The organism is Pseudomonas sp. HY13-MNA-CIBAN-0226 (genome assembly GCF_040310305.1).
Taxonomy (GTDB): Bacteria; Pseudomonadota; Gammaproteobacteria; order Pseudomonadales; family Pseudomonadaceae; genus Aquipseudomonas; species Aquipseudomonas gregormendelii.
On the sequence record NZ_JBEOPS010000020.1, the window covers coordinates 83,910 to 95,650 of the forward strand.

9 protein-coding genes are annotated in these 11,741 nt (G+C 62.1%); 6 read left to right on the top strand and 3 right to left on the bottom strand.

The genetic code is table 11. The features are described from left to right. Positions 1 to 30: 30 nt before the first annotated feature. The 3 genes from AAEZ05_RS21395 to AAEZ05_RS21405 are packed head-to-tail and all read right to left on the bottom strand — an operon-like array spanning position 31 to position 4,226. A complete protein-coding gene (locus AAEZ05_RS21395; RefSeq protein ID WP_350599649.1) occupies positions 31 to 1,095 on the bottom strand; it encodes a lipocalin-like domain-containing protein in 1,065 nt (354 codons plus the stop codon). After that, on the bottom strand, positions 1,085 to 3,568 hold the full coding sequence (locus AAEZ05_RS21400) for an ABC transporter permease (RefSeq protein ID WP_502947785.1): 2,484 nt from the start codon (positions 3,566 to 3,568) through the stop codon (positions 1,085 to 1,087). Before AAEZ05_RS21400 ends, AAEZ05_RS21395 begins: the two co-directional genes overlap by 11 nt. Further along, positions 3,558 to 4,226 carry an ABC transporter ATP-binding protein gene (locus AAEZ05_RS21405; protein ID WP_350648724.1) on the bottom strand — a complete coding sequence of 223 codons (669 nt, stop codon included), beginning with the start codon at positions 4,224 to 4,226 and terminating at the stop codon, positions 3,558 to 3,560. The genes AAEZ05_RS21400 and AAEZ05_RS21405 overlap by 11 nt, the downstream gene beginning before the upstream one ends. 225 nt (positions 4,227 to 4,451) lie before the next feature. Between AAEZ05_RS21405 and AAEZ05_RS21410 the strand changes: the two genes are divergently transcribed. The 6 genes from AAEZ05_RS21410 to AAEZ05_RS21435 all read left to right on the top strand — a co-directional run bounded on the left by AAEZ05_RS21410 (position 4,452) and on the right by AAEZ05_RS21435 (position 11,731). Continuing rightward, entirely contained in the window at positions 4,452 to 6,392 is a 1,941-nt protein-coding gene (locus AAEZ05_RS21410; protein WP_350648726.1) for an acyltransferase family protein, read from the top strand. A gap of 492 nt (positions 6,393 to 6,884) precedes the next feature. Beyond that, a complete protein-coding gene (locus AAEZ05_RS21415; protein WP_205893855.1) occupies positions 6,885 to 8,237 on the top strand; it encodes a UDP-glucose dehydrogenase family protein in 1,353 nt (450 codons plus the stop codon). After that, on the top strand, positions 8,234 to 9,292 hold the full coding sequence (locus AAEZ05_RS21420) for an NAD-dependent epimerase (protein WP_350648728.1): 1,059 nt from the start codon (positions 8,234 to 8,236) through the stop codon (positions 9,290 to 9,292). Before AAEZ05_RS21415 ends, AAEZ05_RS21420 begins: the two co-directional genes overlap by 4 nt. Further along, a complete protein-coding gene (locus AAEZ05_RS21425) occupies positions 9,289 to 10,035 on the top strand; it encodes a sugar transferase (RefSeq protein WP_045061559.1) in 747 nt (248 codons plus the stop codon). Before AAEZ05_RS21420 ends, AAEZ05_RS21425 begins: the two co-directional genes overlap by 4 nt. After that, positions 10,036 to 10,683 (top strand): CpsD/CapB family tyrosine-protein kinase, encoded by a 648-nt coding sequence (locus AAEZ05_RS21430; protein WP_045061560.1) that lies wholly within the window; start codon positions 10,036 to 10,038, stop codon positions 10,681 to 10,683. Positions 10,684 to 10,705: 22 nt separating this feature from the next. Next, positions 10,706 to 11,731 carry a polysaccharide biosynthesis/export family protein gene (locus tag AAEZ05_RS21435; RefSeq protein ID WP_045061561.1) on the top strand — a complete coding sequence of 342 codons (1,026 nt, stop codon included), beginning with the start codon at positions 10,706 to 10,708 and terminating at the stop codon, positions 11,729 to 11,731. The last annotated feature ends 10 nt before the right edge of the window (positions 11,732 to 11,741 follow it).

Consider the following 11,741-nt stretch of genomic DNA (forward strand, 5'->3'; position numbering starts at 1 on the left):
GCGGGTTGGAGTTCCAAGCCGTTTGCGCGGCTAATACCCGGTCATTTCCAGGTAGCCCTGGCCGGCGTGGCTCCCGCTCAGGCGCACCGGTCCTTCCCAGTAGGGAATGCGCAAATCCATCCAGGCATTCGGGTTCAGCGCACGGAGGCGGATGTCGAGTTGCTTGCCCGGAATCCTGATCGACCAGCTGACGGGCATGGTGCGACCGGCCACTTTCGCTGTGCCCTCGGGCGCCAGGCTGATCTCGCTGGCGTGCAACGCCTGGGTGTGGCCCTGCGCATCGATCCAGGTACCGGTCAGGTAAGGCTCGCCGTCCTTTTGCCGCATGCGATAGAGCATCACCTGCTCGCCACTGTCCAGGTGCAGGGAGAACCAGTCCCAGCCCGTCTGGCTGGCGGTCAGTGGCTGGCTACTCCATTCCCGATCGAGCCACGCCGGGCCGCTGACCTGATAGCGGGTACCATCGATCTCCAGTTCGCCGCTGGCCTGGAAAAACGGCTGGCTGTAGTAGTACGACGCCTGGCCCTGTTCCGATTTTTGGCTGAAACCCTGATCGCCCTGCAATACCAACGGGCGGGTGGACGTCAGCCGCAGGTTGTAGCTGAAGTGCTTGTCCCGAGCGCTGAGTTGCAGGTCGGCCAGCGCATCGCGCCCCTGGCTGCTGAAGTGCCAGTCATCGATCCACGCATTGAACGGCGCCAGTGCGACGCCCGCCTGCGCCACCCCTCCCCGGGCATAACGCTCGGCGGCGTGGTGCGCGGTGGCCGAGGTCACTGCCGCGTGCCCCAGCCAGATCACCTGGCTGGCCCAGCCCGCCGCTGGCGGCCCGGCCTGCAGCGCGCTGCGGAACAAGGTCCATTGCACCCCGAACTCGCGGCCCTGGGCGTCCTTGAGGTTGGCGGTCACGTACCACCATTCGATGCGAAAACCATCATGGGGGCCGTGATCAGCCGGAAAGCTGAACAGCCGCCCTGGAACGACAGGGGTAAATGACGACGCTGCAGTGCCCAGACCGGCAAAACCTTTTCCGACCGGCGCCGGCTGATCACAGCCACTGAGCAGGATCAACAGCAGCACTGCGAGCTTAATCCTCATGAGCAAAAGTCCTCAGCAGATCCGCCGGTTGCGTGCGATACAACGAGTACAGCGGCCAGGCCGACGCCAGCAGTGTCGCCAGCAGGGCCAGCCCCATCAGTTGCAACAGCTGCCAAGGAAACACCCGCAGCGGCAGGCGCCAGCCGAACGCCTGGACATTGATCACGGCGTCCAGGCACCAGGCCAGGGCGATGCCCAGCGGCAATGCCAGGATCAGAGTCAGCACCGCCAGCAGCCAGGTCTGGCCCAGGTTGAGCAGCATCAGCTGGCGCCGTGTCACCCCCAGCGCCCAGAGCGGCGCCAGTTGCCCCAGGCGACTCTGGCTCTGGGTCAGCAGGCTGATGAACAAAGCGACGCCGGCAACCGCCAGGGTCAGGCTGTTCAGCGCGGCGGTCGCGGCAAAGGTGCGCTCGAACACCTGTGAGGACCAGTCCTTGAGCCGCGCCTGATCGACGATCCGATTGTCATCCAGGGCGAAGCGCGCCTGCAGCGTGGTGAGGAAAGACGGAATCGAGGCCGGATCAATTCGCAGGTTGAATCGATTGGGCGTCAGCTGTGGCCAATGTCGCAGCAGGTGTCGCTCATTGACCAGTACGTGGCCTTTGGGATTGCCGTAGTCGGCATAGATGCCGACGATCTGCGGCGACCAGGTTCCACCGGGCGTGGTCATTGGCAGCGAATCCCCCAGCCGGACCTTCAACCGGCGGGCCAGCTGTTCGCTCAGTATCACGCTATCGTCGCTCGCCAGGCGCTTCCATGGGTCGTCACCCTGGGCCTCCAGCAGCGGCCAGTGCTGGCGATAGGTTGGGTGGTCGATCACGCCAAAGACGTCCGTGGGCCAACCTTGCAGTTGCGTCGACACCTGCCAGTTGGGCAGCACCGCCTCGACCTGCGGTTGCTGTTTGAGCCAGGCGTACAACTCGACCGACTGCGCCGGGCTCTGTGGGTTGAGGTACAGCTCGGCGCTCAGGCGTTGTTCCAGCCAGTGACTGAAGGTCTCGCGAAAACCGCCGGTCATGCTCCCGGCGCCAATATTCGCGGCCAGCGCCAGCAGCAGCGCCATCAGTGCCAGGCTCAACGCCGGCAACTGCTGGCGGCAATCAGCGACGAACCATTGGCCAAGCACCGAGCAGCTGCGCTGCAATACTGCGTTCAACACCAGATTGAGCACCACCGGCAGCGCCAGCGCGGCACCAAGCAACAACGCAGCCAGCAACACAAAGCCGCTGGCCAGGCTATTGCCCAGGAACAATGCCAACAGCGCGATCACCGCTGCCAGCGCTGCGACCCAGCCCTGGCGGCGCAGCCAGCGCGCGTGGGCCTGGTGCCAGGCCTGGGGATCGGCCAGCGCCAGCAAGGGCAGGCGCGCCGCCCGCAACAGACTATGGGTACCGGCCAGCAACGCCCCGAGCAGGCTCAAGCCGATGCCACTCAACCACCACCACGGGCTCAGGTTCAGTTGCCCGGCGACTTCGGCACCATACAGGCCCCGCAAGCTGGCAGCGACATCCGGCAACAGCACACTCGCCAACAGATAGCCGCTGGCGACCCCGGCCACTCCACCGACCAGCGCCAAAGCGCCCAGCTCGACGACCAGGCAAGCGATCAACATCCGCGCGCTGACGCCGCAGGCACGCAAGGTCCGCAGCAGACCACGGCGTTGCTCCAGGGCCAGGCCGATGGCCGCATGGACGATGAACAGGCCGACCACGAATGAAAGAAAACCCAAGGCATCGAGGTTCAGGTGAAAGCTTTCGGTCAGGCGCGCCAGATTGTTTTCTTCACCACTGCGCGTGAGTTGCAGCACAGCGCTGAACCGGTCCGGCAGCGGCGCGCTGAAATCCTTGGGCAACAGCAGGCGCGACACTTGACCGGGCTGGTCGAGAATCTGCTGGGCAAAGCCGATGTCCACCAGCAGTACGCCAGGCGCCATGTCGGCCTGGGCATGCAGCGGTGGCAAGGTCTGGCCGTTGGCACTGACCGGCCGTTCGCCCTCATGCAACCCCATGGCCCGCAACGTTTGCGGTGCGACCCAGGTGCTGCCCGGGGGCGTGAAAAACTCGACGATCTGCTCGATCGCCAGTGCCCGCCCGGCCACCGCAGAACCTGCCGGCAGCGACACCGGTTCAATGCCCATCAGTTGCAGTCGCTGTTGTTCCAGTCCCTTGAGCGTCACTCGCCCCTGCAGCACCGGCGAAACCGGCCAACCCGCACGCCGCAGGTCCACAAACAGTTGCTGGGAAAATGTTCCCCCGCCCGGGGCACTGAGACCGGCCTGGGGTTCGCCCCCAATCAGTTCGCTGGCCCGGGCGTAACTGTCCCGCGCCTGGCTGTTCAAGGCCTGTACGCCCGTGAGCAGGCTGGTGGCGAGCCACAGCCCGGTCAGCACGCTGAAAAATTGCACCGGGTGCTGCCGCCAGTGGCTCAGCAGCGCGCGTAATGCCTGGTAGAAAACCTGCACCTCAGCGCGCATCCGCGCCAGCCAGGCGACCACGGTGCAACACCACTTTGTCGGCGAGGCGCGCGGCGACCCGAGGGCTGTGGGTGACCATCAGCAAGGTCGTGGGGCTGTCGTCGAGCAGTTCCAGCAGCAGCTTCAATACCTCATCGCTGGTGCCCTCATCGAGACTGCCGGTGGGCTCATCGGCGAGCAGCAATTTGGGTCTGGACGCCAGCGCGCGCCCCAAAGCAACCCGTTGCTGTTGTCCTCCGGAGAGTTGTTCCGGGTAGCGGCGCAGCAGATCCGCCAACCCCAGGCGCTGCACCAGGTGCGCTTGCCACTGCGGATCATGGCGCCCGGCCAGGCGCGCCTGAAATGCCAGGTTATCCTCCACGCGCAGGCTGCCGATCAGGTTGAACTGCTGGAACACCAGGCCGATTTCACTGCGGCGCCAGTTAGCCAGTTGTCGTTCGTTCATCTGGTCCAGCCGATACTCGCCGCTGGTGATGGTGCCGTGATCCACCTTGTCCAGCCCGGCGATCAGGTGCAGCAAAGTACTCTTGCCGCTGCCGGATTCGCCCATCAAGGCCAGGCTGCTGCCCGGTTTCAACATCAGGTCGACGCCTTGCAGCACCGGCAAGGGCCCTTGCGGCGTTGCGTAGCTTTTGAACACTGCGTGGACTTCAAGCATGGGTCGACCCGTTCGGTGAGCGTCGGCCAAGGATAGCGGCCTGGCAGGACTTTTGTCCGATCACGATTGCCCGGGTGCCGGGCGCCTGCGGCGACTGACGGCGATTTGCGTCCAGCCAATTCCCAGCTACAAATGACATGTGGGTTTAACTGTCCAAAATCTTGACTGTGGTTGTCATGGGTCGGACTTGGCTGGCTGGCGAAAGCTTTAGGGATGGTCAGGCGCATGGCTGAAGGCAAATACCGCTCGGACATAGATGGTCTACGAGCTGTAGCGGTGATCGCGGTATTGCTGCACCACCTCAATACCAGCCTGCTGCCAGGCGGTTTTGTGGGAGTGGATGTATTTTTTGTGATCTCCGGTTTCCTGATCACTTCCCAGGTGTATTCCGAGGTCAAGCGCAACGCATTCTCGCTCAAGGGCTTCTATCAGCGACGCATCAATCGCATCGTCCCGGCGCTGGCCACGGTGTTGCTGGCGACGGTGATCGTTGGCGCCTTTATCCTGTCCCCGGTCGACCTGATCCGGCTCAACGTCAGCGCCCTGCTCTCCCTGCTGGGCGTTTCCAACATCTATATCTGGATCAAGTACGGCAACTACTTCGCCGCCGATGCCGGCGAGGCACCTCTTCTGCATACCTGGTCGCTGGGCATCGAAGAGCAGTTCTACGTCATCTGGCCGCTGTTCATCGTGCTGCTTTATCGCCTGGCACCGCGTTACGTCCTGCCGATCCTGGGGATCGGCGTGGTACTCGCAGTGGCCGTTTCCGAATACGCGACGGGCGTCTTCGCCACGGCTGCCTACTACCTGCTGCCGACGCGTTTTTTCGAGCTGATGCTGGGCGGGGTGTTGGGCATCTATCTGCAGCAGCCCCGTGTCATGGGCAAGCTGACCGCCCATGCCCTCGCGCTGGCGGGCTACCTGCTGATCGGTTTCGCGCTGTTTGCCTTGAACGCGAAATCGACCTTTCCCGGACTTAACGCCCTGATCCCTTGCCTGGGTGCAGCGCTGTTGATTCTCGCGGGCAGCGGCGACAGGCACTCGCGATTGCTGACCTGCCGGCCAATAGTGTTTATCGGGCTGATTTCCTATTCGCTGTATCTGTGGCACTGGCCACTGATTGCCTACCTCAATTATCTGGAAATCCCGGTCGACATACCCGTCGGTGCGCTGCTGATCGCGGTGTCGATCGGGCTGTCGTGGTTGTCCTGGCGTTATGTCGAGGTGCCCTTCCGGCGCGCGGGCGCGAGCTGGCATTTTTCCCGGGTGTTCGTTCGCCGATTTGCGCTCCCGGCCCTGGGACTGGCTGCCATTGCAGTGCTGAGCGTCGTTTTCAACGGTTTCCCGCAACGTTTTGGTCCCCAGGTTTCAGCGCTGGAAGCGATGACCCAGAACAGGCCCAACGAAATTCGTCGCGGCTGTCATGTCACCAATGCGCTGTACAGCACAGGGCCTGATGATTCATGCCGCCTGGGCGCGAAAAAAGAGAGGTTGGACGGCATCATGATCGGCGACTCGTTTGCCAATCACTTCACGGGAATGGTCGATCTGCTGGCCAGACCCGACAATCTATCGATCATGGATTACACCATGGACTCGTGCCCGCCGATCCCCGGCTACGACGCCGATATGTCCCCGGTGTACGCCGCCCACTGCGCGAAACGCAACGAGCGAGTGTTCAGCCTGATCGAGCAGAACAAATACCCTTATGTGGTGTTGGCGGCGATCTGGCCCAAGGAAGCCGATGCCAGGGATATCGTTGAGGCGAGCATTCGGCGGGTGGTGGAGAGCAGCGGCCAGGTCATCGTGATCCTGAGCAACCAGCACATCGAAAAGGCCGCCAGTTGCCCGATCAGGCGCTTGATGTTTGGCTCCGAGCGCGATTGTTCGGTAGTCCAGAGCGCGCTCGCACCGTATTGGGCGGACGTGCGAGCAAAATTTCCCCAAGTGCGCTTTATCGACCCCAATCAGGTGATATGCCCGGCGGGGGTTTGCAGCCCGATCATTCAAGGGCAGTTGTTGTATCTGGACGATTCGCACCTGAATGAGGGTGGTTCGCGATTAATCGGCCGCACGCTGCTGGAGCGCGGATATTCGCTGCTGCATGATCCGGTGCGCACTGCACGCACGGAGATGCTCAAGGGGTCGTCCGCAGTGATGAACTGAAGCGCTGCTCGCTACCTAACGCGCCTTGGCATGAGGGTAGATGCAGTATCCGCGCGGTGATTGTTCGCGCGAATCACCTCGAATAACCGCAAACTTTCTCCCCGAAGAGTTGCCGCCCGGCAACGCAGTTTGCCAATAGTTTGTCGGCTATTTCTTGGCGCTGGCACATAGCCATTTTTGCGCAAGAAATGTCGGACTTTTTTACAAAGCGTCAAAAAAAAGTTGACTCAAATCTGACACACCTGAAGCGTCCAAATCCTCCCCAGAATCGCCCAGCGACCGTCTATCGTTTTCTTTGAACAGCCCTCAAACCCCTCAAAAACGGGGCAAACGCAGCTGCGACAAGCACTTGATGGCATATCGCCCCCAGCCTTGGGGTTTGTCTTGCCAATGCAACACGTCATTTTGCTGACACGGATTTCCACGGCTGGTCTATACCCATTTTGACAGTCTAATTCTGATCCTCTCCACCGTCTTACGAGGCACGCCAAAATGGACGTGAGCGTATTTGGTACGGGCTACGTTGGCCTGATACAAGCAGCGGCACTGGCCGATGTCGGACATCGCGTCCTGTGCGTCGACATTGATCCGAACAAGATCAAGCAGCTGCAACAAGCGGTACCGCCGATCAGTGAACCAGGACTCTCCGGCACGCTGGAAGAGAACATCAAGGCCGGTCGTTTGCTGTTCACCACCCAGGCCAGCGATGCAGTGGAACACGCCGAGCTCATCTTCATCGCCGTGGGCACGCCCGCCGATGAGGACGGTTCCGCCGACCTCAGCCATGTGCTCAACGTGGCCCGTCAGATCGCCAGTTTCATGGAGGCCGATCGCACGTTGATCATCAAGTCCACCGTACCGGTCGGCACGGCGGATCAGGTGGTCGCCGCCGCCAGCGAAGAATTGCGACGCCGGGAAAGGACAATGTTTAAGGTACGTGTGGTGTCCAACCCGGAGTTTCTCAAGGAGGGCAGCGCGCTGGCCGACTGCATGCGCCCGGACCGAATTATCGTCGGCACCGACGACGAGCAGGCCCGCGAGCAGCTGAGCGAGCTCTACGCCCCCTTCTGTCGTAACCATGAAAAAATCATGTTTATGGACAATCGCAGTGCCGAGCTGACCAAATACGCGGCCAATGCGATGCTCGCCACTCGCATCAGCTTCATGAACGAACTGGCCAATCTCACCGAACTGCTGGGCGCCGACATCGAAGCGGTGCGCAAGGGCATTGGCTCGGACCCGCGCATCGGTTATCACTTTATCTACCCGGGCTGCGGCTTCGGTGGCTCATGCTTTCCCAAGGACCTGCGCGCCCTGCTGCACACCGCCGAACACAACGGCATGCCATTGCGCCTGCTGCGCAGCGTGACCGACGTCAACGACAGCCAGCGTCACATCCTCTTCAGCAAACTCAAAGCGCGATTCCCCGAAGGCCTGGCCGGCAAGTCCATTGCGATCTGGGGCCTGGCGTTCAAACCCAATACCGACGACATGCGCGAAGCCCCCAGCCGCTACCTGATGGAAGCCTTGTGGGCCGAGGGCGCCAGCGTGCAGGCCTACGACCCGGAAGCCATGTCCGAATGCCGTCGCCTCTACGGCTATCGCAACGACCTGCACCTGTGCGCCACTCGCGATGACACCCTGGAAGACGCTGATGCCCTGGTGATCTGCACCGAGTGGAAGAATTTTCGCGTAGTCGACTTCGAGCTGCTGGCCAGCAAGTTGCGTTCGCGGGTGATCGTCGACGGGCGCAACCTCTATAACCCCGAGCACGTGGCGGCCGCCGGCCTGCACTACAGCGGCATCGGCTTGCGTCACATCGTGCCCGAGGCGCTGCGTCCATGAAGATTCTCGTGACCGGAGCCGCCGGCTTCATTGGTGCCCATTGTGTGTTGCGGCTGCTGCGCGACGGGCATCAAGTGTGCGGGCTGGATAACTTCAACGACTACTACGAGCCGCAACTCAAACACGATCGAGTGTCCTGGGTGCAGGAGCAGGTCGGCCGTTTCCAGCTCGAAAGAGTCGACCTGGCCGATGCCGCGGCCATCGAGGCACTGTTTGCCCGTGAAAAACCCCAGGCAGTGATTCACCTGGCCGCCCAGGCCGGCGTGCGTTACTCACTGGAAAATCCAAGGGCCTACCTGGACAGCAACCTCAGTGGCTTCCTGAACATACTCGAAAGCTGCCGGCGCCATCCGGTCCAGCACCTGATCTACGCCTCTTCCAGTTCAGTGTATGGCGCCAACCAGCACACGCCCTACTCGGTCAGGGACGGCGTCAATCACCCGCTGTCGCTGTACGCCGCGACCAAGAAAGCCAACGAACTGATGGCCCACAGCTACAGCCATCTGTTCGGCATCCCCTGCACCGGGCTGCGCTTTTTTACCGTGTACGGTCCCTGGGGCCGCCCGGACATGTCGCCGATCCAGTTCGCCCGGGCGATTGCCGAAGGCCAGCCGTTGAAGCTGTTCAACTACGGCGAGCACCAGCGTGATTTCACCTACATCGACGACATCATCGAAAGCATCACCCGCCTGATTGAGCGGCCACCGCAGGCCAACCCTGAATGGGACCGGGAAACCCCGGACCCGGCCAGCAGCATGGCGCCGTGGCGCATTTTCAATATCGGCGGGCAACACCCGGTCGAGCTCAAGGCTTACCTGGCGCTGCTGGAAAAACACCTCGGACAAACAGCCGTGGTCGAGTTGCTGCCCCTGCAACCCGGCGATGTGCTCAATACCTGTGCCGATGCCAGCGACCTGGCCCAGGCCACCGGTTTCCAGCCACGGATCGCGCTGGATGAGGGACTTGGGCGCTTCGTTGCCTGGTTTCGCGACTACTACCCACTGCCTATCGCCCACGCGCCGTTCGCGGCTGAACTTCAGCGGAGGATTCCATGACTGGACATGAAAAAGGTGTACCTCTCAAACAATTGAGGCGAGACAAGCGGCTGGACCCCGAACACCGCATCCGCATGGATGCCGCCATCCACATGCAGGGCCGTGGCTGGATCACTGGTCGCGATGGTGGTCGCCCCTGGACGTTATCGCGCACCAACCGGGTACTGGCTTGCCTGGGGGCGTTGATCATCCTGGTGCTGATCTCGCCGTTGCTGCTGGGCCTGGCGCTGGTGATCAAGTTCAGCAGCCCGGGGCCGGTGATGTTCGTGCAAAAACGCACCGGCTACCGCGGTCGCACGTTCGGCATGTACAAGTTCCGCACCATGGTTGCCAACGCCGAGGAGCTCAAGGAATCCCTGCGTCACCTCAACAAACACGGTGCCGATGCGATCGATTTCAAGATCGACAAGGACCCCCGCATCACCAGCATCGGTGGCTTCCTGCGGCGCAGCAGCCTCGACGAATTGCCCAACCTGTTCAACGTGGTGGCCGGCGACATGCGCCTGGTGGGCCCTCGGCCCACCTCGTTCAATGCCTACCGCTACAAAGACAATCATCTTGCGCGCCTGAGCATTTACCCCGGCATGACCGGCCTGTGGCAGATCTCCGGGCGCAGCAATATCGACTTCGACCAGCGCGTTGAGTTGGACCTCAGCTATATCGCCGAGCAGAGCCTGCTGCTTGATCTGAAGATCCTGTTGAAAACCCCCTTCAAAGTATTCAGCGGCCACGGAGCGAGTTAAATGGACGGTTCAACTGCAAAAAGCCTGACAATCGCGAACCCGAGCGAGTCCAACCTGACTTCGACTGTGCTCGATCAAGATCTGCGGATCCTCTTCCTGACCGCCGCCAACCCCGGCGCGGGCACGACCACCAGCGCCCTGGTGCTGGCCAGTCAACTGGCCCAAATGAGCAGCGGCCAGGTGTTGCTGGTCGACGCCAGCCAGTCCACCAGCAACCTCACCCAACAGCTTGGGCTGACCAAAGAGCGCGGCTTTCGCGACCTGTTGTTCAACACCCAGAGCCCGCCCTTGCTGCAGGACTGTGTGGTGGACGTCTCCAGCCTGCCCTTCCACGTGCTGCCCAACGGACGTTATGCCCGGGGCGACGAACACCTGACCCCTGAAACCCTGAGCCCGTTGCTGGACCAGTTGGGCAGCCGCTACCGCTTTGTCGTGATCGACGGCGACGCGGTGTACTCAGCCGCCGACACCCTGGTCATCAGCACCCAGGTGGACGGCGTGATCATGGTCGTGCGCGCCGAAGACACCCGTTGGGAAGTGGCCCAGGCCGCTGTCCAGCGCCTGACCCAGGCCGGGGCAAAACTGGTGGGCAGTGTGTTTAATCGACGCAAGTACTACATGCCTAAATGGCTCTACAAAAACCTGTGAGCGAACGCCAAAGGATGACGACATGAACGCCAGAATGCTTGTCCTGCTGTTGCTGCCGCTTGCAGGTTGCTCCAGCACCTCCCAAGAAACCCAGTCGATGCCGGTGCAGATTCTTACGGCTGCACCGACCAATGCCCAGGCCACTGACGTGCCCCAGGTCGAGCAGACCCTGCGGCCCCAGGATGTCCTGGACGTGATCTTCCACGTCAGCACCAGTGGCTCTGACGCCTACCGCGTGCAATCGGGCGACATGGTTGCGCTGAATTTCACCGCGGCCAGCCAGCTCAACGGTAACCAGCTGGTACTGCCCGACGGCACCATCGAGCTCCCGGGGGCCAATACTTCGGTGAAAGTCGAAGGCCTGACCCGCGAACAGGCCCGCGTGGAGATCCAGCGTGCGTATGAGCGCAAGCAGCTGTTCCAGCCCAATCGCAATACGCTGTCGCTCAATGTGGTCAGCCCGCTGACCAACGAGCAGAACCTCAAGTCGACACTCAACCACCCCAATACCGGCATGAGCCGCGAGATCATCGTCGGCACCGACGGCTACGCCAGCTTTCCGGAAATCGGCGCCGTACCGCTGCAGGGCATGACGGTCAACCAGCTGGAAACCTTCCTCAATAAACGCTACGCCACCCTGCCGGGACGCATGACCGTGGACGTGCTGCTCAAGTCCACCGCCGGCAACGAGATCTACGTACTGGGCGAAGTCGGCCAGCCGGGCTCCTACCCGATTCGCCGTCCGGTGTCGGTGCTCGAGGCCCTGACCATGGCCCGCGGCTCCAACGTCAAGGCGCGCCTGGACTCGGTAATGATCATGCGGCGCAACGGCAACCAGGTCACTGCCCATCGTTATGACGTGGAGAAGGCGCTGTCCGGCGATGCCACGCAGATCGCCTACCTGCAGCCTGACGACATGCTGTACGTGCCCAAGACCAAACTGGCCAGCGCCGGCGAACTCGCCAGGCAACTGGCGGACGTGGTGCTGTTCCAGGGCGTGGGCATGAGCTTCAGCTACCGCGTCGACAACAAAGGCAGCGACAACTAACTCTCAGGTG